Raw genomic sequence first — 25652 nt, forward strand, 5'->3', positions numbered from 1 at the left:
TGCGTAAAGCCCTGTCCTCAAGCTGGCAACAACTTGCTATAGTCGCTGTGTAAAAATAGTCGCTGTGTAAAAATAAACACCCCATCTGCAAAGGCTCTTCTATAGGGCCTTATTGTTAATATGAACAAAGGAATGAGCAGTATGAAAGTAACAATTTCGGCACTTATCTATTGGGCGTGTATCTGCTTTAGTGCTTCGCTATCGAGCGCTGCACAGGCTGCGTCGAGTGACTCGATTACGTTTTTAAACAAAGCCGATGCCGCTAACGTATTAACCCAAGAAGATGACTTTGTTCGTGGTATTAGTCAATTTGATATGGCCTCACGCATGAAGCGTGCAGACAGTCCGAGTAAAGCTGAGTATCTGGCTTTTGTTGCAGGACAGACCTTAGATTGGAGTGAGCAAGAGCGTACTGCTGTGAAGCAAGCATTTGCCCAGATCCAGCCTCAACTAGCGGCATTAAAAGTGTCACTGCCAACACCCATAGAGTTTATTAAAACCACCGGCTTAGAAGAGGGCGGCGCGGCTTATACCCGAGGCCAAGCCATTATTTTGCAGCAAAAGCAGCTGACAAATGAACAAGGCCTGCCTGGGTTGGTTGCCCATGAGTTACTGCATATATTTTCTCGTTTTAATCCCCAAATGAAACAGCAGCTTTATCAAGCGATTGGCTTTTACCCTGTCGGCGAGATTAGTTTTCCTACGGCGCTTGCCAAGCAAAAAATCACCAATCCCGATGCACCCATCAACGACTTTGCCATTAGAGTTCGCTATGACGATAAGCTGGTTTGGGCTGTGCCTATTCTGTACTCGGCTGATAAGCAATATAGCCTAGAGAAAGGCGGTGAGTTTTTTGATTATTTAGAGTTTAACTTTGTGATTGTCGGCAGTGATGAGCAGCCAAATACCGCAGCTTATGATCCGGCCAATGCACAAATTGTAAAAGTGTCTGAGCTAAAGGGCTTCTTTAAGCAAATTGGCCGTAATACCAACTATATTATCCATCCAGAAGAGATCATTGCAGAGAACTTTTCATTCTTAATGACGGGCGAAACCGAGCTTAAATCGCCAAAACTACTGCATAGCATCGAGCAGATTTTTGTTGCTCAGTGATTTGAATAAATAACGTGGCTGGTGATCTCATTAACCTTAGCTGAAGCTATCAGTGCGGTTATTCGGTGCCAGCCATATCTATTTAGCTGTTTAAGTGATGCAGTATTACCTTTTGCACTAACTCTAGTGTCGCTTCAGCCTCTGAATCTAGGGCAAAACCATATTGTGCTAAGCCTGTTTGTGGCTCTAACTCTTGCTGATTCTTCAGGGTTACAGGAATGGTTTTTAGCTCATCATCAAGCTCAACTTCGAGCCTAAATTGGCTATCCACAATAAAATCGCTTCTGGCTTTACCTACAAATGCCCCGCCTTTAATTGAGATATCTTTTAAATAACCGCTTGAAATAACATCAGCACAATCGAGTGCAATAAGACTGGCTTTGACATTGATAGGCACGCGAGAATGCTGCCTCAAGGCAACCGTTTGCAACTCTTTGGGATAGGTGACTATTAGCCAGCGACCTACAGAGCTAACAACTTGTTGAATAGTACTTCTAAAGGCCAAGATCTTGGCATCTTGCTCGTCGCTACTGACGACCCGAAGGATCACACTCTGTCGCTCTCTGATATAGGCACTTGCAGCTTGCCAAGCTTTGTCATTGCCTAAGGCTAAGATAACCGAACGACCGGGATCTATGCCGATTAAGCGGCTACGCAAGCGAATTGTTTGTGTTGGTGTGAGTAACTGCAGGTGCACCCCAGTGCCGCAGTTGATCGTGTCTAATGTATTGAAGTCCTTTTCTGATGGCATAAAGCAGCCTACCCGTCGATTAAGCAGAGCTTGAAGCTAACATAAAAGAGTCGTTTTCAACAACGAGAACACACCGGCGTTGCGTCTGGTTTACCTTGAGTTACAAATATTTGCCGCAGTTAATTTGATTTTCATCACAATTTGCTTTTTGATGGACGCTGCTTTCATAGCGAAACATCGCGATGAAAAAGAATAATAGTCGGAAAAACACAAATTTTCGTCATACGCAGACTGGAAAAGGTTAAGTATGGCAAAGGTGCTCAAACAAGGAGCGGATAATGAAGCGCTATACAAAGGCATTGTTTTTGAGCCTAGGATTGCTAATGGCAATGCCGATGGCTCAAGCCACGGAGGCCAAAGATATTCAGAGTTTTACGTTGGGTAACGGCATGAAGATTATGGTATTGGAAGATAGCTCGATACCCAATGCCAACATGTACCTATTTTGGAAAGTCGGCTCACGTAATGAAGTGCCGGGGATCACAGGGATCTCACACTTCTTCGAACACATGATGTTTAATGGCTCTAAAAAATATGGCCCTAAGATGTTTGACCGCACCATGGAAGCCGCGGGTGGCGCAAATAACGCCTACACCACTGAAAACTTAACCGTTTACACCGACTGGTTCCCCGCTAATGCGCTAGAGACTATTTTTGATCTAGAAGCCGACCGTATCGAAAATCTCGATATCAACGAGCAGATGGTGGAAAGTGAGCGTGGAGTTGTCGCTTCAGAGCGTTTAACTGGGCTTGAAAACTCTAACTGGCGGGTGTTGCAAGAAGAGCTAAAAGGCGCAGCATTTAGAGCACACCCTTATAGCTGGTCGGTTATCGGTCACGAATCCGATATTGCCGCTTGGACGTTAGAAGACCTGACTCAATACCACAAAACCTATTACGCACCGAATAACGCAGTGGTGGTGATTGCGGGTGACGTGAAGCTTAGCGAGGTTAAAAAGTTAGCCGATAAATACTTTGCGCCAATTGCTGCACAAGCGCCACCAAGAGCGGTGAAAACGGTTGAGCCTCTGCAAAAAGGTGAGCGCCGTGTGTTTGTGCAAAAAGCCTCGGTGAGCACCCCAAATGTGATGCTAGGCTACCATATTCCTGCGACCTCAAATGCTGACTATTACGCACTGGATCTACTGTCGTCTATCTTGACCACAGGCAACAGTTCACGCATGTATCAAGGCTTAGTCGATAAGCAAGTTGCCATAGAAGTTGATACTTATATGCCGATGTCATTCGACCCGAACCTGTTTTACGTGATGGGGGTGGCTAACCCTGGGGTGACGGCTCCAGAGTTAGAAGATGCGATGATCAGCGAGATCAATCGTGTAGCCCGTGATGGTGTTACGGCAGAAGAGCTTGAGAAAGTAAAAAACATCAAGCTAATGGGCTTTTATCGCGCCATGGAAACGATTAACGGCAAGGCCAACACCATAGGGACCTACGAGCTGTTCTTTGGTAGTTTTGATAAGCTATTTAATGCGCCAGAGGCTTATAACAAGGTGACACCAGAAGATATTCAACGTGTCGCGCAAACTTATCTTAAACGTGCAAACCGCACTGTTGCCGTACTGGCTGCAACCGAGGAGGCTGACCAATGAAAAAGTGTAATTTAAGCTTAAGTGCCTCGGCCTTACTGCAATCTAAAAAACTACTCACAGTGGTGGCTGTTGCGGGGGCGCTCGCGCTAACTGGCTGTGTTGCCACGGATCCGGCAAAGACAGTCGACACGGGGAGCTTTAGCGTACCTGCATATCAACACGTTACTCTGTCTAATGGCTTAACCGTGTATATGATGCCGCAGCGTGAAGTGCCGCTTATCACTATCGATGCCATCGTCCGTGCGGGTGCGGTTAACGACACCACCTCTGGTGTGGCCGAAATGACCGCCGCAGGTTTAATGTTAGGTGCAGGCGGTAAAAGTAAGCTGGAGATAGAACAGGAGGTTGATTTTTTAGGTGCCAGTTTAAGCAGCGGCGCAGGTAAAGAGGGCAGCTATATCAGTGCTAACTTTATGGCAAAAGATGCAGATAAGATGCTGCCGCTAATTAAAGATATGTTGCTTGCGCCAGACTTTGATACCACAGAGTTTGATAAGTTACGTCAGCGAGAAATTGCCGGCTTATCGCAATCGAAAGAGAGCCCGCGTGCAGTGATCAGTCGCTACTTCGATAAACTTGTTTTTGGTGAGCATCCCTACGGCAATGCTACATCAGGTAACAGTGATTCGTTGGCCGAGCTAACGATCCCGCAGTTGCGTGCTTTTCATAAGAGTTACTATCAACCGTCGAATACGGCCATTAGTGTCGTCGGTGATTTTGAGCCTGCACAGATGCAAGCCAAGCTAGAGAAGCTGTTTGCCAATTGGCAAGACGCTGAGCCTGTCACCTTAATCAATCTTACCAAGGGTCTACCTAAGTTTGATGCAAGCGCAGTATTACTGGTGGATAAGCCTGATGCGATTGAAACGACCTTCTTAATTGGTGGTATGGGTATTCGTCGTGATAATCCTGACTTTGTTGGGCTTACCGTGATCAATACCATCTTGGGTGGCCGCTTTACCTCATGGCTTAATGACGAGCTAAGGGTTAATGCGGGCCTGACTTATGGCGCACGTTCTGGTTTTATCCCTTACTCGGCGTCAGGCACATTTAGGATCAGCACCTTTACCAAAACGGCGACCACCAAAGAAACCATCGACTTAGCCTTAAAAACCTATGCAAGGTTATGGGAGCAAGGGCTAGATCAAGCGACCTTAGACTCAGCCAAAGCTTATGTTAAAGGTCAGTTTCCGCCTAAGTATGAGACCAGTGCTCAACTTGCCGGGCTAATGACGGATATGTACCTGTATGGTTTTGATGATACCTTTATCAATGAGTTTCAGGCCAAGGTGGATGGATTAACGCTAGAAGAATCAAAGCGCTTAATCGACACTTATTTCCCGAAGAAAAACCTACAGTTTGTCATCATCGGCAATGCAGCCAAGATAGCGCCGATTGCCAAAGAGTATGGCAAGGTAAAGCAAGTAGACATGACTCAAGTGGGCTTTGGTGGCTAAGCTTCCTTAAGGCCGTAAATACATAACGGAACACAGCAAAAAGCCGCGGTAATCGCGGCTTTTTGCTGTCTGGAACAGTTATGGCAAAAGCCCATGGACGGATAGCTTTTGGGCTTGTGTCAGGAACAGTTGTCTGCAACATTTATGCTCGAATACGAGTCTGGTTACATACCTGCGTAATCTAACTGACGCCAAGCTTCATAGCTGATAATGGCTACGGCATTCGACAGGTTCAAGCTACGGCTGGTCGACATCATAGGAATGCGCAGGCGCTGCTCGGTTGGGATAGAATCGATAATATCAGCGGGTAGACCGCGGCTTTCAGGGCCAAATAACAACACGTCATCTTGCTTAAAGGTCAGCTCAGAGTGTGGACGACTGCCCTTAGTGGTACACGCCATAATGCGCTTACCATCCATCGCCTCAAGGAATGCCTCGAAGTTCTTGTGGTGGGTTACGTTAGCCAAATCAGCATAATCTAAACCCGTACGACGTAGCTTTTTATCTTCCAGATCGAAGCCTAATGGCTCAATCAGGTGCAGCTGGCAGCCGTTATTGGCGATTAAGCGGATAATATTACCGGTATTTGGGGCGATTTCGGGTTCGTAAAGCGCGATATGAAACATGCTGGCCTGCCTAAAAATTGGTGAGCCGAGATTATACGGCAAAAACCTCGATGCGGAAAATCGCGCAGCGGTGATGGCAACATGTTGCGTGAGATAGGTCGTGATTATGTGGTTTAGCAATATGCCAACCGCTGTTTTAGGTCTATATTCCGCTTTACGAATACACGGTTTATTTAGGCAGACATATGGATCTCGCTAAACTTTCTCGGATCAGCATGAAGCACTTGATCACCCTGCATGTGATGCTCGACACCTTGAGCGTGACCGCCAGTGCTGAGCGTTTATGTCTAAGCCCGTCATCGGTGAGTAAGACCTTAAGCCAGCTCAGGCTCAGTCTCGACGACGAGCTGTTTTACCGTCACGGCAATAAGCTGGTGGCCACGCCATTAGCGAGAAGACTGGGGCCTAGCGTGCATCAAATCATCAATGATATGAATCAGCTGATGACCCAAGAAGCCTTTAATCCTGCTGAGTATAAAGGCCGATTTTCACTGGCGATGCGTGAAAGCACCTTTGAATTATTAGCCGCCAAGTTAACCGCGCATGTGCTGACGCAGGCGCCGAATATTCGTTTAGATATTTTTGCCAAAGACAGCGTGGGTTTTGATGGTTTAGTTAAAGGCAGTTTAGACTTTATCGTGTTGCCTCACGATAGAAGTCAGCCGCCGATCTCCCAGCATGAACTGGTATGGGAAACCTTAATTAATGACGAGATGGTGTGTCTGATGAATCCTGGGCATCCGCTGGCGACTCAAACGCAGATCACTATCGATGATTACCTCAGTTATAGCCATATTGGTATTAGCGATACTGATTTAAATACCCCATTTTTTGAGATGCAGTTAGCGCAGCAAGCACGCAATCGTGCGGTACCGATTTCGGTTTCAGATTTTGGTAGTGCAGCGTTACTGTGTCATCACAGTGAGTTGCTGTTTACCAGCTCGAGGCGCTGGGCTGAAATAGCGTTGCAAGCAAAAGGTTTGGTGACTAAGGCGATGCCACTTGATTATGGTGAAGTGGCGTATAGTTTGGTGTGGCATAAGCAGAGTATGAATGACCCTGCACTTAGGTGGTTGTACCAACAGTTGGTTGCTTTTACTCAGGTGGAATTCGAGTAAGTTAATTCTGATTTTTGGCATCAGGCGATGCCTGAGCTTTGAGTTAGACTTCGTCTAACAACTACATCAATCAAACTTCGTTTGATAAAAGTCGTGGGATGCCATCCCACACTCGGGCAAGGAGGACTGCTCGTCCTTATCAAGAACATCCTTGTTCAAAAGCCAGTTCGCCGTCCGTGGTTCTCGCTCAGAGAGTCCATAGTTATGGACTTCGCCCTTGCATCCACCATGACGCCCCTACGAAGTTACATGCATTTGATACGGGCCTCAGTTATTTTCGAAAATCGCTATCGCCTCATATTCGCCGTCCATGGCTCACCTAAGGCGATCTCGGCATCCAGCCTCGCTCACACGACTTTCTGTTTACAAGAGTTCTTCAATAACTTCGGCAACTTCGATGGGGGATGGATGTTTTCTGACACAAAGTGAGCGGGTTTTAATTTTTTTTTTTCATATTAATGGCTCAGTAGTGAAATGATTATGCCTTTCTAACCTCGTGCAGATACGGCTGAAGCCTTCGGTTTCAGGGATGAAACCGCAGAGCGGCCAGGGATGGCGTAAAGCGTGTTTCAGCAGTGTCTGCACATGCCCGTGCTGCAAGCTATTGGAACCGCAAATGCCAGAAGTTGGTTTGAAGATTCAAGTGATGAAGAGTCTAAAGGTTTAACGCTGTAGATTTAAAGCTTGAGCAAGTTTCCCGCAAAGGAAACCCTTAACTTCTGCACATACGCTGGCTGCAGGCCATTGGAACCACAGATGTCGGAATTGGCTTCATACCTTCAAATGGCTATGAGGCCAAAGGTTCGCATGCTTTAGATTTAAAGTCTGCGTTAGTTTCACGCAAATGAACCCCTTACCCTCTGCATATACACTTGCTGTAGGCAATTAGCTGCATACGATGCTGAAAGTGATCTATGAGGTAATTGGTCACATCATTAGAACAGTTAGCTTCAGTGTAAAAACTCTGAGGCCACAATGACCAGGTATCTGTATCCTTTATGGTGAATTATTCTTCTGTTGGTTGTTCTAGAACCAATCAATAGAGTTAACTATTTAAAAACCGCAGTTGAACAGTATTTAAACTTATATGAATAAAAGTTTGACACGCGTCACGTTTTATTGCTAATTTGAACTCAGCGGTTTAGGTCGGAGAGTTCATTGATATAACGAGGACTCAATCGACTGGGAGTTCGACATTAGCTAGCTCCGCTGGCTGAGCCGGATTCGACAGAGCTGAGGCATTGTTATTAGAAGCTTCGACCGAACTACTTTTCAATCCGAGTCTTGCGAATACTATCGGATACCCATTGAGTTACCCACGGGTAACTTTGATAAGCCTAACAAATCAGCATTCATGTTAGGCAGTAAAACAAAAAAGCATCCCAGCGGGATGCTTTTTTTTGCTTTGAATTTTGGTTGATGGTTAGACTTCGTCTAACGACTTTATTTATCAGACTACGTCTGAACTCTATAGTTAGATTTCGTCTAACAACTAAAGTCGTGGCCTTGCCACTTATCAGGCTGCGCCTGACCCTTAAGCAATCAAGCTGCGCTTGATAAACGTCGTGGCGCTTCGCCCCACATTGGTAATGCATCAGGCTGCGCCTGACCAAAGTCGTGAGCTTCCAGCTCACACACGGGCAAGAAGGGGTCAACAGCTACCCCCTCTTGCATCTCCCCAGCCGCCCCGACGAAGTTGTTGATCCTCATACTCCAATAAAAATCGCCTAACGGCTCAGATGGGACATCCATGTCCCCCCGAGCCTGAACCATCATCCATGATGGTTCCACGGCATTTTTATCTACGTACTTCGGCAACTTCGATGGGGAATCGGTGTTCCCTGTGAGTTAGGAGTACTCAATTAAGAGTTACTAATCAATAACTTTAATTAGGTTTTGAAAGGCTGTTGTTTGATAATAAATATTCATCATTTAGTCCATACTTACATTCAGTAAAGGTTGAACCTATTTGAAAACAATATTCCTTATTAGCGGTAGCCTGTTGGCTGTGCTTTTTGTGATGCTTGGGATTGTCATAGGAGTTTCATATGATGCTCCAACAGAAGAAACCCTCGCTTGGATACAAGCTCTATCCTCCGTTGGTGGTGTTGTTATAGCTGCATCAACGATGCTTATTGCACTATATGCTCTCCATACATGGAAAAGTCAGTTTGATCACGCAGAGAAGTTCAAAGCCATAGTCAATTTAGAAACTCAGTTGAGGGCTCTATATGAATCATTTGATAGCTTGCTAGAAGGTTATATTCAGAATGTTGTATATGCTAATTCCGAAAAAGACTACTCAGATTTACAGAAGTGTTACCTTGCTGAAAGGGACAGTTTTATTAGGTTAATGGATTTTTCCTTGAGTTTCTTATCATCTAAAGAACAAAAAAAAGTACTACAAGAATTTGAAAAAACTCGTAAGGTTTTTGATGATGCACGTGGTTTGGCTAACTCATATCACGGGTGTGGCGATACTTCTGATTTCAATATTTTGAGGTTTGAAAATAGTAAGGAAATTGAAAGGAATCAAACGGACTATAAAGGTTTACTAAGACGCCTTAGAAGGTAATTAATTTTTAGTTAAAGACGCCGAAGTGTTGGTTTAATGCTTTTCTAACCCAGTGTAGATGCGGCTTAGGCCTTTGATGGCATGGATGCCATCGTAGAGCTTACATGGAAGTACTTGTAGCGTGCCTAAGAAGTGTCTGCACATACGCTGGCCGCAGGCCATTGGAACCACTGGTGTGGGAAGTTGCTTCATGGATGCAAATAACGAACAACCTAAAGGTTCACCGCTTTGGCTTTCAAGTCTGAGTATGTTTCGCGCAAATGAAACCCTTAACCTCTGCACATACGCCGGCTGCAGGCCATTGGAACCACAAATATGATAAGTTGGTTTGAAGAGTCAAGCGATGAAGAAGCTAAAGGTTCTTCGCTTTAGCTCTCAACTGCGTAACAGTTTCAAAAAATTGGAACCACCAGTGTTAGAAGCTGCTTCATGGATGCAAATAACGAACGAGGTAAAGGTTCAAAGTTTTAGCTTCAAAAGCTACAAAGTTAGGCTTAGCTCAAAGCCTACAAATAAACATTGGGTAAAACTAAATTACGTACTCCACGCTCAGTTAGCCGTGCCGCTAACTCAAGCATCTGCGCTTCACTGCAAGTTGGCCAATTAAGGGCTTCGCCTGTTACGCCATGATGTTGAAAGGCGTTAAGCTTAACTCTTACATTGGCAGGTAACTGGCTTAGATAGCCTGCTATGGCATTAACCTCACTGTCAATATCACTTATTCTCGGAATATACAGTAAGCGTATTTCGTATAGCTTTCCCTCTGCCGCAAGCCGTTTTAAACTGCTAAAGACCCGATGATTATCGCGGCCTGTGATGTAATAATGAGTGTGCTCTTGCCAGGACTTTAGATCGATCATCGCGCCATCTAGGTAGGGCATAACTTGCTGCCAGCCGTTTTCACTTACATAGCCGTTACTGTCGATCATGCAGCTTAAATGAGCTAAATCTGCGCTGACTTTTATCGCTTGAAACAGCTCGACGATAAACGGCAGTTGCAAAGTGGCTTCACCGCCGCTGACGGTGATGCCGTTGATAAAGTGCACTTGGCTGCGGATGAGCGTAAGCATTTGCTCTACGCTGAATTGACGAGTCTTAGGGCTAGATTGCTTAGGGCAGGTGGTTAAACAAATATCACACTGGGTGCACTTGTCACTGTCCCAAACGATCTTAGATTTACCTTGAACTGTTGTTGTCAGAGCTAACGCATCTGCTGGGCAGGTGGCCACGCAATCGCCGCAACTGTCGCACATGTCTATGGTGTACGGGTTGTGACAATTTTTGCAGCTAAAATTACACCCCTGCAGGAAGATGACTAGGCGACTGCCTGGACCATCGACGCAAGAGAAGGGAATAATTTGGTTAACCGTCGCGACTCTGCCCATGTTTTACTCTAAACCCTGTATTAAACTAATTGTTAATTTATAAGCAGCTTACTTGGCCGTTATTTGGCGTATACCGGCGCATGCTCATTAGCTACCACACGAGGCTGACGCTGCAAAATCTTAGTATTCTCTGCTGCCTCAGCGCCTAACCATGTGGTATTGGTGCGTGAGCCCTCTGCTTTAAAGCTGGCGATATCAGACAGCTTAACCATATAACCTGTGACGCGGATCAAGTCGTTTGAGGCCACGTTGGCGGTAAACTCGCGAAAACCTAAACTCAGCGCACCTTTGCACAGCTGCATCATCGCCTGTGGGTTGGCTTTAACCGTTTCATCTATGGTGAGAATGTCACTAATCCCCGAGGTGTAATACTGGTGATGCTCGGCGAGCGCTTGAATATGCGCAATCGGGTTGGGCTCGGTGCCATAGGGAATACGCACGCCCGGCGTCACGTCTTTGTCGATGCTAATGCCGCCCTGCGAGTGCAATAACGCTCGGCCGTTGTAGCCGTAAGTTACAGGTGTTGATTTTACGATGGCATCGAGTGCTTTAGAGATCTTATGCCCAAGCTCGTTAGCTGCCGCACTATGACCATAATGGCTGCTTGGCTTATCTGCTCTTGATTGGTCTATGTTGTCTTCATTGAAATCAGGTGTGCCCTGCAGAATGCTAACAGCCTCGGCCATGCCGTAGATCCCAAACATAGGTGCAAAACGTGATTCTTCAATCAAGGTTTCTTTAACTAAAAAGCTATTAAAGAAGTTAGATTCTTCATGCAAAAATTTAGCGCGTGCGTCAATCAACTCGAATGTGAGCTGGCAGTATTGCGGCAGGATATTATCGAAGAAGTCACTGATGCTATTGGCTTTAAGGGCGACCTCTTTTAGGTTCAGTCTTACTAAGGTGTTGGCACCACCGGCTAATGGCAGAGAGTTATAACAACTGACAATGCCGAAGCCTTTGTTATCAAAAGTGTTGACATGGATTGGGTAGTTAGCAATATGGGGTTTGCTGCACTCACAAATATTGCTGGCGGCAACTTGTAGTAGCTCATCCGGCGTAATTTGTGGGTCGTACATAAAGGTTAGATTCGGCGCTATCTGCTTAAGCTCGGCATCGACACGTAAAATGGTGCGGCAAACAATATTGTCTGTCGGGCCGATGTTTACGTGCATAAAGGCATCTGGCAAGGTGCGGTCTAGCATGATCCAAAATAGCTTTAATTTACGATAAATAGTCTCGTCATCAAGACCTTGGCAAAATGGTAATAGCACGTCATCGAGTTGACCTAGATAAACGGGAATATTGGTGACTGATGGTACATGGTGATAGATGATAGTTAATGCATTTAAGGCTTCATCTAAGTCTTGCGCCGGGCTTAGCTCTAAATACTCAGAACCATTTTGTAAAAACTTGGCGTAATCGGGCAGAACATATCTTGGCTTGAACGGCGCGTTGCCTTCAAACATATCACAGATAACACCTTGCTCTTTGGCCTCGGCTACGGCATCTGACACCTCAACATAAGGCAGACTCGCTTCTGCTTCTAAGGCTAAGAAGTTAGACTTTTGCTTTGGCGAAAGGTTAGGGTCACGAGCTATTTGAGCGATTCTGTTTGCGACGGTCATGGTGCAGTATCCACTAATATTTTATGGATATATTTTAAGATGCTAACGCTGAATTCTTATAGTGAAAAACGGCTAAAGAGTGATTGCCAATTTGGAAATCCGAAGCCAGGGTTCTCAACTTATTTGAAAGTGAGTCGGTGAGCGGGGCAGACTGGCAACTGCCAGCCTGCATAAGGTGAGAACAAGGTAAAGCGAGCTAGAAGAAACCTAGCGGATTAGCATCGTAACTGATCAACAGGTTCTTAGTGTTCTGGTAGTGATCTAACATCATCTTGTGGGTTTCACGGCCAATACCTGATTTTTTATAACCGCCAAAGGCGGCGTGAGCAGGGTAGGCGTGGTAACAGTTAATCCATACGCGTCCCGCTTGAATGCCGCGTCCCATACGCTGGGCGGTATTCATATCGCGAGTCCATACACCTGCACCTAGACCGTATTCGGTATCGTTGGCAATCGCTAAGGCTTCTGCCTCATCTTTAAAGGTAGTTACCGAAATGACTGGGCCAAAAATTTCCTCTTGGAAGATGCGCATATCATTGGTGCCCTTTAAGATTGTCGGCGTAATATAAAAGCCATGACCGTGTTCACCTTCAAGTTTGCATATGTCGCCACCAATCAATACTTCAGCGCCTTCATCTTTACCTATGTCCAGGTAGCTTAAGATCTTATCGAACTGCTCTTGCGAGGCCTGCGCGCCCACTTGGGTATCGGTATCGAGTGGGTTACCTTGCTTAATCGTTTTACAGCGCTCAATCACCTTAGCAATAAACTTGTCGTAAATAGACTCGTGAATTAATGCGCGTGATGGGCAGGTACAGACTTCACCTTGATTAAAAAACGCCAACAACATGCCCTCTATGGCTTTATCGAGGTATTCATCTTCATGATCCATTACATCGGCAAAAATAACGTTAGGAGACTTACCGCCAAGCTCGACGGTTGATGGAATCAATGATTCAGCGGCGCACTTTAAAATATGATGGCCTACCTCGGTTGAGCCAGTAAAGGCCAGTTTTGCAATGCGCTTGCTGGTGGCTAGCGCTTGGCCGGCCTCAGCGCCAAAACCATTGACCACATTCAGCACGCCTTTTGGCAGTAAGTCTTCAATGAGTTCGAGCAGCACTAGAATTGATACCGGTGTTTGCTCAGCAGGTTTGAGTACCACGCAGTTGCCAGCAGCGAGCGCGGGGGCAACTTTCCATGCCGCCATCAGCAGTGGGAAGTTCCACGGAATAATCTGACCAACCACGCCAAGGGGTTCGGGAAAGTGGTAGCTAACAGTATTAGCATCAATATCGGCGGCGCTGCCTTCTTGGGCGCGAATGCAGCCAGCAAAATAGCGGAAATGGTCGACCACTAAGGGTAGATCGGCCGCTAGCGTTTCGCGTACAGCTTTACCGTTATCCCAAGTTTCGGCAATGGCTAAGTATTCAATATTTTGCTCAATGCGATCGGCAATGCGCAGCAAGATGTTCGCACGCTCAGTGACCGCTGTTTTGCCCCAACTGTCTTTGGCTTCATGGGCGGCATCGAGTGCAAGTTCAATATCAACTGAACCTGAGCGTGGCACCTGGCAAAATACCTGGCCATCTACGGGGGAAGTATTGTTAAAGTAAAGATTATTAACCGGTTTAGTCCATCTACCGCCAATGAAATTTTGGTACTGTGGTTTGAAATTGATAATGGCGCCGGGGGTGCCTGGTTTGTTATAAATCATACGAACGATTCCTTGTGTATTATTTATGCGATAACTCAGTGTAGTAGATAAAATAATGGCGAGGGTATAGGAAAAAAGTCGAGTAGCTTATTGCTAGGTTTTTTGGCTATATTGTTGCTCCATATAACAATAATTAGAGCCTTTGGTTTTGGTTATTTGTGCTAGTCGTTATCAAAGATGAATCCTGTGCATTGTTTCTATGCAAAATATGCACTTCATTCATAACTATTTATGGCCTATGCTTCTCTCATCAGTTTAAATAGGAACTTGTCATGTTTAACGCACTTGTTTTGACCCAAGAAGAAAAGCTTACTTTGGCGAGTGTTCGTCAAATCACCGAGGCAGACTTGCCTGAAGGCGAAGTGTTGGTGGACGTTTCATGTTCATCACTCAATTACAAAGATGGCTTAGCGGTTACAGGTGTTGGCAAAATTATCCGTAACTTCCCTATGGTTCCGGGTATCGACTTTGCGGGAACCGTGCTTGAGTCAAGCGATGAGCGTTATAAGGCGGGTGACAAGGTGATTTTAACTGGTTGGGGCGTGGGCGAGAATCACTGGGGTGGTCTAGCTGAAAAAGCCCGTGTTAAAGCCGACTGGTTAGTGCCAATGCCAAGCAATTGCGATGCTGCTAAAGCGATGCAGATTGGTACTGCAGGTTTAACGGCGATGTTGTGTGTTCAAGCATTGCAGCAGGCAGGTGTACAGCCTAGTGATGGCGATGTATTAGTCACTGGCGCCAGTGGTGGCGTTGGCTCAGTTGCGGTGACCTTGCTAGCGCAGTTAGGTTATCGTGTGGTGGCAAGCTCCGGTCGCGTAGAGCAAAACGGTGCCTTGCTAACTAAGTTAGGTGCCAGTGAAGTCATTGATCGCAGCGAGCTTGAAGTGGACTCGCGCCCGCTTGAAAAGCAGCGCTGGGCCGGCGTAGTGGATACCGTTGGTAATAAGGTATTGGCAACCGCATTAGCACAGATGAATTACGGCGGCGCAGCTGCTATTTGCGGTTTAGCGGGTGGCTTTGCATTACCCACTACCGTGATGCCATTTATTCTACGCGGCGTGAGGCTGCTAGGTGTTGACTCGGTTTCTTGCCCGTTTGACAAGCGTCAAGCAGCGTGGGAAGCGGTACTTAACTTGCTACCAGCTAGCTACTTTGAAGATGCTTGCGAGACGATTTCGCTTGAGCAAGTGCCAGAATTTGCACAGCGGATTATTAAAGGCCAGGTAACTGGTCGCGTGCTAGTTCAGCTATAAGCAGGTGCTAGGATCTAGGAAAAGCTGAGAAAGAGCCTAGGTCCTAGGAAAGCCGGAAAAGCATGCTTTCTTCTGTAGTTTGGGCTTTAGCCCATCATGCATGCGACCCATATCTTTGATGTCTATCTGCAGTTCAATCCATCTCTAATTCGATTTATTTTTTTGACGGCATAAATGCCGACCTACATAAAGTGGCAAAGGCACTGTTTTGGTGTTTGCTTTTCCTAGTAGGACGAAGTCCGTCCTCGAAGCACAGCGCTCTAGGGCCTAGAACCTAGAACCTTGTTTATTATGTCCGCCCTCGAAGCACTACGTCCTAGGAGCTAGAAAATACTAATCGGTTACAGATTTTGTGGCGTTTGCTCCAACAAGGTTTGTGTGGCGTTAGCTATCTCTTGGCGTAACCACTTTTGCGCCTTGTCTTGCTCACAGCGAGAATGCCAAAACAGATTGTAATCTAGGCTTTGCAGCTTAAAGGGTAGCGGTTTAACTGTTAGTTTATGTCGCTGGGCTGCCATTTCAGCCATGCCTTCTGGCAGGGTAATAATCAGCGGATTAACCGATTGCAGTGCCAACGCGGTATCTAGATGCGGCGTGCGCAGTAGTTCGGTGCGCGGCGGATATTGGCTTATTGCATCATCGAGCAACGCCTTGACCCCATCACTAATCGCAATGGTGGCATGGGGATAATGCAGGTAATCTTCTAAGCTGATGTCGCTATTAGCCAGTGGGTGGTTAGGGGACAATAAGCAACTGACGCCGACCTTCCCAAGAAAGGTGTGCTGCAGATTCCCGGTTTGACCAATGGCGCGGCAAATTGCCATATCGGCGCCTTTAACACTTAGCTGCGCTTGTAATTCTTTTTGCTGCACAGGCACGATCTCTAACCTGATCTGCGGCGCTTTTTGGTAAATACCGGGCAAAATAAACGGGATTAATGCCTGCATGGCGTAATCAGTCACTGCGATAGAAAATTGTTGCTGGCACTCCTCGGGCACAAAAGCTTTTGGAGTTAGCAGCTCGATGAGCTGGCCTGTGGGTTGGCGTAATTGCTGATAACACTCGAGTGCAAATGAAGTGGGCACGAGTTGCTGGCCAACACGTGAAAACAAAGGATCGTTTAGCATCTCTCGCAGGCGAGATAATATGCGGCTAGTCGCCGATTGGCTCAGGTGCAAGCGTTTGGCTGCTTGAGTGACACTGCGCTCTTCGACCAAAATTTGCAGGGCGATCAATAAGCTCAGATCTTGGCGGTAGATCTCTTCTAATTCCATAATATGTCAGGTTTTCCAATTAATACTAAGCAGCATAAAGGCGTGATAGTTACCCTTATCGTTACTGTTATCGAGAGTTTAGCGCTTTTTTAATATAAGTACCTGTATCAGATCCGTAATTCCACTCGAATCCATATCTGTAATCGAAAACTATAATCGAAAACTGTAATCGAAAACTGTAATCGAAAACTGTAATCGAAAACTGTAATCGAAAACTATAATCGGAAATTGTAATCAATTTTGAATGAGTTTAATCATCAAATCATCGCCTTTAAAGCGAAAGGTTATCTATCTTGGCGAGATTATTGCGCTGATTATGAGTGCGTTTTCTCTGTCAGGGTTACAAAAATACAACCTAAACATATCGTGGGGTTGTTGCCAGATTAAATTTGCTTTTAAAGGGGGATACGGCTTACGTCATAATGCAAGTAAACTCGCGCTATCTCAGCATTTTTAGGGTTTTGTTGTTAAGGACTTTGCACTTGGTCTGCATTTGGAATGGATTCCAAAATACCTCTAAAGTAATAAAAAACTCAAACATTAGATCTCGGTTAAAATTCGTAAATGTTATTTTATTGTATACAGTAAATCCTTGTTTACCTCCCGTTTTGGAACGGGTTCCAGCCCTATGATTATTGCGTCTAATAAAACTAATAGGGTGATGACAGATGAGCAATAAAGATCTGCTAGGACGCCGTAATTTCATTAAAGGATTCGGAGCTGCAGCTGGCGTGGCGCTAGCTGCACCAGCATTGGCCGTATCTGAGAAAGCGGATGGCGTTAAATGGGACCAAGAAGTAGAAGTCCTAATTATCGGTTCAGGTTTTGCGGGTTTAGCGGCGGCGATTGAAGCCACGCGTAAAGGCGCAAAAGATGTACATATTTTCGAAAAGATGTCTTATTTTGGCGGTAACTCTGCCATTAACGGTGGTTTGTTCGCAGCCCCGGGCACACCGATGCAAAAGCAAGAAGGTGTTAAAGACTCTGTAGAAACCATGGTTGCCGACCAGTTAAAGTCGGGCCGTGGTATTGCTGATGAGGCATTATTACGTCACGTAGCTGAACACGCTGTAGAAGCGCTACAGATGACTTTAGATGCGGGTTCTGAATATCACCCATACCTACAGCAGTTAGGTGGTCACTCTGTTGCACGTACTTATCAAACAACAGTGAGCTGTGGCGCGGGGATCACCCAGCCATTACTGCATGAGTGTCGCAAATTAGGTGTGCATACTCATAACCGTGCTAAGTTTGAAGGTTTCTTAGTCGGTGATAAAGGTGAAGTCGTTGGCGTGAAAATGCGTGACAATTATCACTTTGGTGAAGATCAGCCGGGTAAAGTCAGTAATATTCGTGCGACACGTGGCGTGATTATGGCGACAGGTGGCTTCGCGCAAAACGTTGATCTGCGTATGGCGCAAGACCCAACGCTGACAGCTGAAGTAGGTTGTACTAACGCACCTGGCGCTACAGGTGAAGGGATGTACGAAATGTTCCGCCTAGGCGCGGTTCCTGTTCACTTAGCACATATCCAGTCTGGCCCATGGGCATCACCAGATGAAGGTGGTTTTGGTTATGTGTCTAACTACTCTATTTATAACTTCCCGCATTCAGTGGCGATTAACCGTTTAACCGGTCAGCGTTTCATGAACGAGATTGCCGACCGTAAAACCCGTGCTGATGCCGAGCTAAATTGTCGTGATGCACAAGGTAACGCTCTGCCTCCAATCTTGATCACTAGCTATAAGGATTCTAAAAAGCATCCTAATACCAAGAAAGTGCTTAAGTACGATGTGGGTTGGAAGTTTGACTCAATTGAAGATCTTGCGAAGCATTTCGATGTGCCATTAGCGCCGCTTAAGCAGCAAATTTCTGAGTATAACGAGTACGTTAAAACGCAAAATGATCCTCAGTTTGGTAAGAATATGACAGAGGCAAAGGGTAAGTATATTGAGGCGCCATTCACAGTGGTTCGCTTATGGCCAAAAGTGCATTACTGCCAAGGTGGTGTGCAGATCAACACTAACGCTGAAGTAAAAGACAGCTTTACTGGGCAAGCTATCCCAGGCCTATATGCGGCCGGTGAAGTATGTGGTGGTATTCATGGTGTGAGCCGTTTAGGGAGTTGCTCTATTCCTGAATGCATGGTGATGGGTATGACGGCTGCGCGCAGCATGATGAAAGCCTAAACTTGCCAGATAATAAGAGGAATGAGCGATGAGTAAATTAAAAGCGGTATTAGCGCTAACCTTTGGTTGCCTACTAACCTTATCTGCACAAGCTGTAGAAATACGTGACCACCATAAAGAAGTGATCGGTAAAGATTGTAAAACATGTCATGACAATGGCATCAAGCAATTTCCATCAGATCAAGCGTGTTTGCAGTGTCATGATGTTGATGACTTAGCAGAGCAAACAGCACGTAGTGAAGATGATAAGTGGCAGAACCCACACAACAACTTACATTACGGCAAAGAGCTTCCTTGCCAAGAGTGTCATAGCGAACATGGCACTAAGCAGCCATTATGTAGTAACTGTCATACATTTAAGTTTGATAAGTTTCAGCAGTAACTTCAACTCAAATATTTTTAGTGTCGTTTCATCTCAACGACACTGAATAATGAGTAAGGCCATAATTAATTTAATTATGGCCTTTTTTTCCTGCATTGTTATTTTAGCCTCTCAATTTAATTGTGAGGCTTTTTTGTCTTTTAATTATTTCGGCTTAAACGGTTTAGCCTTAATAAATAAGCATGTTTTAATATTGTTTATATCTTTTACATTTGTTTTTAATATGTGACAAATATTGGGTTTTATTAAGTAAAGTTAGCTATCGGACCATTTTTGGAAACCATTCCAAATATAGTATTTATATAGTTATTAAAAATTATAATTTAAACCAATAGGGTGATGTATGAATAGTAAACTGGTGCTCGCAACAATACTTTTATCAAACAGTGTTGTGGCAGCTGATATTCCTGACTTTCTAGATAAAAACGATATTAATAGTGCTCAATTTCAGTGTTTAGGTGATTCCCCTCAATACAGCGCTAAAGATCAAAAGTATATTGATATTTTGTGGGATGAAACATTAACGTATTTAGAGGCTTACGCTATTGCATTAACCAATGGCCAAGCCAGTGGTTGTTTAAATTCAGATACCGCAATGGTTGACTCTACTGAGGGTGGGCAACATATGTGCGTGATGGACAGACGCGATATGAAGCTGATGGTTAAAAACATCTACCAAGTGATTAACAATAGCGATGAAGCAAAGAAGTGTTTTGGTGCACGAGAAGATGTGAGTTGGATTTATAACCCAGGTGGCGAGCTCAGCAAGAATTCTCCAGTGGCACAGCATTTTAGTCGTACGACTTTTGACGAGTTTTTCGATAAGAAAGTGACCGATAAACAAGTGCAGCAATACGGCAAAAGCTTTACTAAAAACTTCTACAAAATGGTCACCGGTGATGAAGTGAAAATGCCGGCTGTATTCCCTTACGACATTAGCGCTAACTCATTGCCTAACTTGTGGGCAGCAGCTGGCTGGTTCCCTATGTATGCCGAAGAAAGTAAGCGAAATGATAATAATTTCAATAATATTCGCGGTGGTTATGCCTATGCAGAAGTTTTTGGTCATTGGGGTTTATTGCGTATTGACGAAATTAATGGTGAAAAGGTGGGGGCAGAAGTCGGCATGACGGTTCAGTCAGTTGATACCTTGTATCCGTTCCATAACCATGCGGTTTCTGAAATGTACTACAACATGCGTGTACCTGCTTGCACCAATCAATTTAAAACTATGGCTATCCGTGAAGACTCACCATTAGTTAGCACAGTTAAAGAGGACGACAAGGTGCGTCGGGTGCAGTTTGATGAGGGACAGCACAACTCACAAACAATGTGGCTGTCTGGCAGCAGCGAGCAAGATCCATTGATCTACTTCCATCAAAATACGATTCACGCATTTGATGTTGATGGTAGTTGTGAAGCGAAGCCTGAAGAGCGCGCGATTGTATCGGTATGGGCCCGCAGTAATGCCAACGACAAACGCAATGACTACGGCACGACTTTGTTGTGTGAATCAGCAAATAACCCAGGCACACCTGCTAAACGCGGTGAAGTGATTCAATGCGACTTAACCAAAGTTAAATGGTAGTCATTTGATAAGTATAGGTGGCAATGACCTTGCCACTTTTTATGGCGATATTGAAATATAAATTGTATTAATATGATGACGTTGTACGTATTAACGCAATTTATATTTATTTTACATGAAATGGATGTTTCAGATGAATAAATTAAATACAGCAATACCATTGTCAATATTAATGGCTTTGGCAAGTCATACAGCGGTTGCAGATGATCTTAATATTGGTGGCTCTGTTCGGGCAAATTATAGTTACAGTGATTATTCCGAGCCATCAAAAGATAAAATGGGTGATTTTGACTTCAATCTTCTTTCTATTACTTTTTCAGATAAGTGGAATGACATTGGCGTTAAAGCGGAGTACCGTTTTTATGATGGTTATGATCATTTAAAATACGGTTATGCTTTTTGGGATGTAAATAAAGATCTCACCATTAATGGTGGTGTCATTAGTAAACCCTTTGGTAATAAAGGCTACGCATCTCATAACTGGTGGTACAGCTTAAACTATTACATGGGTTTTGAAGACGATTATGGCGTGGGTGTCAGTGCTCAGTACCAAAATGGGGTTTCATTATCTGAATTTGCCTTTATTAAAAACGCGGTTTACGGCGGCACTGATCACCGCGATTTTGCGGGTACTGTGGCTAAGGGCACTGTCGATGGTACTAGTTATAACAACGAAGAAGCCAATACTCTGGTTGCGCGCCAAAGCTTTACCTTAACCAGTGGTGAGCTAACCACAATATTGGGTGCGTCAGTTGAGTATGGTCAGCTATATAACTCAGGGTTTGGTGAGAATGGCGATACGCTAAATTATGCAGTGCACCTTGATATGAACTATGCCGGTTGGGGCTTTCAAGCACAGTACTTAGCCTTTGATTTTGACCAGTATGACGATGGCCAAATCGACCCAGATAAAATTGGTATGGGTATGCTAGGTGGATTCTATGAAGTCGCAAGTAAAGGTAATATCTATACGGCTAACTTGTCTAAAAGTATTGGCACCTCGTGGGGTAGCCTAACTGTGTATAACGATTTCAGTATGATACAGCCAGACTTTGAAGAGTTTGATGACTCCATACTAAACTCCACAGGGGTATCGCTAGCCTATGGTCCCGTCTTTGTGTATGTGGACCATTATATGGCGAAGAATGTGCTTTGGCTTGGGGGCAATAGTTTGGGGTTAGTCGAAACTAATGATAATTGGGATCACCGCTTTAATATCAACCTAGCTTACTATTTTTAATTATTTAAGTGTTTATTTAAGTGTTTATTTAAGTTAGTTATTTAAGCTCAGATACAAAAATGCCAACGTTCTCGTTGGCATTTTTACTTTAAGCCTCAAGCCAGTTTAGCTAAGCATTTGCGCTTGAGTGGCTTCACCTAGCGCTAGCACATTGGCCTTGATCAAGTTGATTAACTGATTTGTTGCATCAGTTTGTGTCTCTGGGTTGATATACAGCGACTCATTAAAGGTCGGTAATGGCGGAATGTTATGCTCGATAGGATCGAGGATCTGCATCTTATCGCTAATGCGAAACTCTGCAATGGGCGCTATGACTAAATCATTTTCAACGGCCATACACATAGCCGTTGGTGAGGGCGTAGAAAGTAGCACACTCATGGGGCGCATTGAGATCTGATGATTAGCAAAAACTTGCGCCCGAATAGGGCAGTTTTCTGGATATAACGCCATCGGCACCGTTTCGCGCTTATGGGCGCTGCCGTCTTTGGCTGCAACCCAATGAAAACGTCGCTCAAATAGTAACTCGCCATGACCCGCTGCGGGTGTTTGCCAATGAGTCGCAACAATCACATCAAATTCGCCATTATGTAGACGCTTATAGAGATTGCCACTGACATCGGTATCGATGACTAATTCGATACAGGTAAACTCGCGAATAAACTCTAATAAGAAGCTGCCTAAATAACGATTGATGTAGTCAGTTGGCACACCGAGCCGTATGACTTCACGGTTTTGACAATCTTTTAGCTCGTCAATCGCCTGCGAACTGAGTTGCAGCATCTTATAAGCGTAGTTAAGCAGCGTCTTACCAGACTCGGTCATGGTGACACCTTTGTTATCTCTAAGTAACAAAGGCTTACCAACGCTCTCTTCTAACTTCTTGATTTGCAGGCTTATCGTTGACTGTGTACGGCAAAGTTTCTCAGCAGCTTTGGAAAGATTTCCGCATTCAACTACCGCAATAAAGCTTTCTAATAGTTCAATTTTTAACATGGGCTATTGAGTTTATTCATGATGCTATCAGTATTACTCAATACCCGCTTGATACCTAGGCTGCTATTTTATGAATGTGAACTTAAATTATATTGATTGTTAGATTTGTGAAGAGGTCGACATGAGTAACTGGCAACAGCGAGAAAGCTATTTAACCGACATTGCGGAGCGCTGCTTAAGAGGGCATAAAAGCTTTGATTTGTGCCGTTCTCACCTGGTTGGAGCGAGTCAGATCTCCAAAGGCACCATCTACAATCATTTTCCAAGTGAAGCAGATTTAGTCGTGGCAGTCGCTACGGCACATTTTAGAAAACGCCTTGAAAGAGCCGCGATTGATGACGCTGTTTATCAAGACTATTTAACCCGCTTCTTGATGCACCATTGCTGGGGACTGCATGACGATCTGCTATATGACCGTTTTATTATTTCCCGTGTGATGCCTAACCCAGAGCTGTTAGAGCAAGTCACTGATGATAACCGTCAGGCATTCGAACAGGTTTATGGTGAGTATATACAGTGGAATAACGATCTCATCAAGTCTGTTGGGGTGGTCGAGGGCTTTAACCGTGCAGAGCTGGTTGCCAACTATCTGCGCGGCGCTCAAATCAACTGCGACGATGCGGGCAAGCAATATGATGACGCGGGTTTGTACTATCAATTTAGCTATGCCCTAGCGCAGTTGATGGGGCACTCAGATAAACGTATTCCTAAGCAGGCAGATTATGCCAGCTGGTTAACCAGACTCGAGCCCGCGGCAAACGCCGCTTAAGGCAATAAGCATAGTTTGTTACGATTGATTTTTAGGGGCCGCTAACCCTAGATAGTAAACTTTTTACAGCTATCAGTTAGCTGTTCACTTAGTCGGTTGAGCTGCGACGATTGCTCTGCAACCTTATCGGAAATTTTATTTAGATCAATGCTGACGACTTCTATCTTAGCAAGGTTGTTAGTGAGCTCTGAGGTTGCATCTGCTTGTTCTTTGCTGCAATCAGCAATAGATGCAAGCTGCTTGGTCGAGTCATTAATCTGCCTCATGATATGATCAAATTTTGCTTCTGTTTTTTCTGCTATATAATTACCTTGCGACATCTTTGCTAGCGAGATGTCGACTAGCTTTATGGTTCTGGAAGCCGCCGTTGCAGTGCGATTAGCTAGACTACGAACTTCATCTGCAACTACAGAGAAACCTCGACCAAATTCACCTGCTCGCGCGGCCTCTATTGCAGCATTGAGTGCGATAAGGTTGGTCTGTTCGGCGATATTGGTGATTTCATTCATGATACTGGCGATTTCACTGCCTGAATGATTAATGCCTTCGAGTGAGGCAAGCAGTGACTGCATCTGTTCATGGCCTGCATTAGCTTGCTCGAGGGTCTCTATCCCTTGCGCATTCATATTCTCTGATGAGCCAGCGGTGATTTGGGTTTGGCTTTCAATTTCATGCAGAGCCGAGCTCATGGATGAAACTAGGTTTAGCTGGTTATTTGCGCCTTTTGACAGCAAGGCACCATCTTTATTTAGCGCAGTAGAGGTTTGCTGAATCGCATCAGTGCTGGCTTTTACTGAGTTGACTAGCGTTGAAAGGTGGCTGAGCATTTTGGTTAATGCATGACCGAGAAGATCCTTCTTTCCGGCTAATGTGACTTGGCAAGAAAGATCGCCGCAGGCGATGGTCTCTGCTGTATTCACTTGCCGGCGTTGATTGTCGATTAAGTTAGATAGCGCGTGGGCAATATGACCCAGCTCATCTTTTCTGTGAAGCAACTTCTGCCAGGCAGAGCGATCTAAATGACTTAACTCAATATCCCCCACAGAAAGTTCGGTTATTGCAGTTGAAACGGTGCTAAGGCCCTGGGTTATTAGGTTGACGAGTTTAAAAATTAATAGCGAAATAATCACAATAGCCGCTATAGCGACAATACTGCTTGTGACTATCAACTGGCTTTGGTTAGCTTTAATTGCCCGCTCTTGCACTGAGCTGATCACTTTCCAACCGCTAACGGGCTCTTGTTTTACCCAGCCTAAGTAGTGCAGTCCCTGCTCTGAATAGCGAACTAATTGATTGTTGGCTTTGCATAAACCCTTAAACATACGTTGATTTTCTGCTAGAGAATTAATTGCTCTATGTGCGATGAGTTGGCATTCCCGCGATAAAATAAACGAGTTGCTGTTACTGTCTATTTTGCCGATATCTACATGGTCGCGATAGAAGTTATCTAGAGGTACGCTCATAAAAAGCATGCCATTAGGAGCCACCTTTGCTGCAATGGTGACTAATAACTTGCCATCGACACGACTTTTCACTGGGTCTGATATGACTGCTTGGTGACTTTGATAAGCTAGATCGATATAACTCATTTTTGCATAACTTTTACCTAATCGTTTAGGGTTGCTTGCGGCAATGGCAATATATTGCCCATCAAGTAGTGCGACGTTACGAGCACCGACTTGCTCGCCAATGGCTTGCAAATGCTCAGAAGCCGCTTGGCGAAGTGAAGGATCGTCAAGTGCCATAGCGATAAATGGACTATTTGATAACGCATTAATAGTGCCGAGCTGACTATTTACCCAGGTTTCGATATTTTTTTGCAGTAATGCACCGTTACTTTTAATTGTTTTTGTTGATGCTTGTTCTAAGGCGTTCAGGCTTATATGAATCGTTGCAAAGGCGATTGCGATGAAACCGGCTGCCACCATTGGTATGAGCAGTATGTTGAATCTAAGACGTAACTTCATAAGTCTTCCTGCTTACT

At 44.9% G+C, this 25652-nt stretch carries 21 protein-coding genes; 11 read left to right on the top strand and 10 right to left on the bottom strand.

Translation table 11 applies throughout. The features are described 5' to 3' along the window. Positions 1–141 precede the first annotated feature (141 nt). Complete coding sequence (locus tag ACVBIO_RS07535) at positions 142–1113, top strand: hypothetical protein (RefSeq protein ID WP_447158936.1); 972 nt, start codon at positions 142–144, stop codon at positions 1111–1113. Between the two features lie 82 nt (positions 1114–1195). On the opposite strand, the gene ACVBIO_RS07540 is transcribed toward ACVBIO_RS07535, so the two are convergent. Next, the gene (locus ACVBIO_RS07540; protein WP_447158935.1) at positions 1196–1864 is read right to left on the bottom strand and encodes a flagellar brake domain-containing protein; all 669 of its coding nucleotides are present in this window, start codon (positions 1862–1864) and stop codon (positions 1196–1198) included. A gap of 278 nt (positions 1865–2142) precedes the next feature. On the opposite strand from ACVBIO_RS07540, the gene ACVBIO_RS07545 reads away from it, so the two are divergent. Next, positions 2143–3474: a M16 family metallopeptidase gene (locus ACVBIO_RS07545; RefSeq protein WP_447170072.1), complete on the top strand. Its 1332-nt coding sequence runs from the start codon at positions 2143–2145 to the stop codon at positions 3472–3474. Continuing rightward, positions 3471–4931 (top strand): M16 family metallopeptidase, encoded by a 1461-nt coding sequence (locus ACVBIO_RS07550; RefSeq protein WP_447172315.1) that lies wholly within the window; start codon positions 3471–3473, stop codon positions 4929–4931. The genes ACVBIO_RS07545 and ACVBIO_RS07550 overlap by 4 nt, the downstream gene beginning before the upstream one ends. A gap of 164 nt (positions 4932–5095) precedes the next feature. On the opposite strand, the gene trmL is transcribed toward ACVBIO_RS07550, so the two are convergent. Beyond that, positions 5096–5557, bottom strand: coding sequence for a tRNA (uridine(34)/cytosine(34)/5-carboxymethylaminomethyluridine(34)-2'-O)-methyltransferase TrmL (trmL, locus tag ACVBIO_RS07555; RefSeq protein WP_447172316.1), 462 nt, complete (start codon positions 5555–5557; stop codon positions 5096–5098). Between the two features lie 185 nt (positions 5558–5742). Between trmL and ACVBIO_RS07560 the strand changes: the two genes are divergently transcribed. Beyond that, positions 5743–6675 carry a LysR family transcriptional regulator gene (locus ACVBIO_RS07560; protein ID WP_447172317.1) on the top strand — a complete coding sequence of 311 codons (933 nt, stop codon included), beginning with the start codon at positions 5743–5745 and terminating at the stop codon, positions 6673–6675. 1542 nt (positions 6676–8217) lie between these two features. On the opposite strand, the gene ACVBIO_RS07565 is transcribed toward ACVBIO_RS07560, so the two are convergent. Continuing rightward, positions 8218–8427, bottom strand: coding sequence for a hypothetical protein (locus ACVBIO_RS07565; RefSeq protein WP_447172318.1), 210 nt, complete (start codon positions 8425–8427; stop codon positions 8218–8220). Between the two features lie 217 nt (positions 8428–8644). On the opposite strand from ACVBIO_RS07565, the gene ACVBIO_RS07570 reads away from it, so the two are divergent. Then, complete coding sequence (locus ACVBIO_RS07570; protein ID WP_447163508.1) at positions 8645–9250, top strand: hypothetical protein; 606 nt, start codon at positions 8645–8647, stop codon at positions 9248–9250. Positions 9251–9283: 33 nt separating this feature from the next. On the opposite strand, the gene ACVBIO_RS07575 is transcribed toward ACVBIO_RS07570, so the two are convergent. The 4 genes from ACVBIO_RS07575 to exaC all read right to left on the bottom strand — a co-directional run bounded on the left by ACVBIO_RS07575 (position 9284) and on the right by exaC (position 13980). Next, positions 9284–9442, bottom strand: a complete 159-nt coding sequence (locus ACVBIO_RS07575) for a hypothetical protein (protein ID WP_447158929.1) — start codon at positions 9440–9442, stop codon at positions 9284–9286. Positions 9443–9756: 314 nt separating this feature from the next. Further along, positions 9757–10635, bottom strand: coding sequence for a YjjW family glycine radical enzyme activase (locus ACVBIO_RS07580; protein ID WP_447163507.1), 879 nt, complete (start codon positions 10633–10635; stop codon positions 9757–9759). A 59-nt stretch (positions 10636–10694) separates the two neighbouring features. Then, positions 10695–12263: a YjjI family glycine radical enzyme gene (locus ACVBIO_RS07585; RefSeq protein ID WP_447172319.1), complete on the bottom strand. Its 1569-nt coding sequence runs from the start codon at positions 12261–12263 to the stop codon at positions 10695–10697. 196 nt (positions 12264–12459) lie between these two features. After that, the gene (gene exaC, locus ACVBIO_RS07590) at positions 12460–13980 is read right to left on the bottom strand and encodes an acetaldehyde dehydrogenase ExaC (RefSeq protein WP_447172320.1); all 1521 of its coding nucleotides are present in this window, start codon (positions 13978–13980) and stop codon (positions 12460–12462) included. A gap of 272 nt (positions 13981–14252) precedes the next feature. Between exaC and acuI the strand changes: the two genes are divergently transcribed. Then, the gene (gene acuI / locus ACVBIO_RS07595; protein WP_447172321.1) at positions 14253–15233 is read left to right on the top strand and encodes an acrylyl-CoA reductase (NADPH); all 981 of its coding nucleotides are present in this window, start codon (positions 14253–14255) and stop codon (positions 15231–15233) included. Positions 15234–15574: 341 nt separating this feature from the next. Here acuI and ACVBIO_RS07600 read toward each other — a convergent pair whose 3' ends face one another. After that, complete coding sequence (locus ACVBIO_RS07600; protein ID WP_447158924.1) at positions 15575–16507, bottom strand: LysR family transcriptional regulator; 933 nt, start codon at positions 16505–16507, stop codon at positions 15575–15577. Positions 16508–17175: 668 nt separating this feature from the next. Here ACVBIO_RS07600 and ACVBIO_RS07605 point away from each other — a divergent pair. The 4 genes from ACVBIO_RS07605 (at position 17176) to ACVBIO_RS07620 (ending at position 21906) form a co-directional block, all read left to right on the top strand. Continuing rightward, the gene (locus tag ACVBIO_RS07605) at positions 17176–18696 is read left to right on the top strand and encodes a flavocytochrome c (RefSeq protein WP_447163504.1); all 1521 of its coding nucleotides are present in this window, start codon (positions 17176–17178) and stop codon (positions 18694–18696) included. Positions 18697–18724: 28 nt separating this feature from the next. Further along, a complete protein-coding gene (locus ACVBIO_RS07610; RefSeq protein WP_447158922.1) occupies positions 18725–19078 on the top strand; it encodes a cytochrome c3 family protein in 354 nt (117 codons plus the stop codon). A gap of 343 nt (positions 19079–19421) precedes the next feature. Then, entirely contained in the window at positions 19422–20666 is a 1245-nt protein-coding gene (locus tag ACVBIO_RS07615; protein WP_447172322.1) for a hypothetical protein, read from the top strand. 133 nt (positions 20667–20799) lie between these two features. Beyond that, the gene (locus tag ACVBIO_RS07620) at positions 20800–21906 is read left to right on the top strand and encodes a hypothetical protein (protein ID WP_447172323.1); all 1107 of its coding nucleotides are present in this window, start codon (positions 20800–20802) and stop codon (positions 21904–21906) included. A 105-nt stretch (positions 21907–22011) separates the two neighbouring features. On the opposite strand, the gene ACVBIO_RS07625 is transcribed toward ACVBIO_RS07620, so the two are convergent. After that, complete coding sequence (locus tag ACVBIO_RS07625; protein ID WP_447158919.1) at positions 22012–22899, bottom strand: LysR family transcriptional regulator; 888 nt, start codon at positions 22897–22899, stop codon at positions 22012–22014. Positions 22900–23020: 121 nt separating this feature from the next. Between ACVBIO_RS07625 and ACVBIO_RS07630 the strand changes: the two genes are divergently transcribed. Then, positions 23021–23668: a TetR/AcrR family transcriptional regulator gene (locus ACVBIO_RS07630; RefSeq protein ID WP_447170096.1), complete on the top strand. Its 648-nt coding sequence runs from the start codon at positions 23021–23023 to the stop codon at positions 23666–23668. 47 nt (positions 23669–23715) lie between these two features. Here the strand turns inward: ACVBIO_RS07630 and ACVBIO_RS07635 are convergent, their stop codons facing one another. Further along, positions 23716–25635, bottom strand: coding sequence for a methyl-accepting chemotaxis protein (locus tag ACVBIO_RS07635; RefSeq protein ID WP_447172324.1), 1920 nt, complete (start codon positions 25633–25635; stop codon positions 23716–23718). Positions 25636–25652 lie beyond the last annotated feature (17 nt).

It is taken from the genome of Shewanella sp. 0m-8 (genome assembly GCF_052977265.1).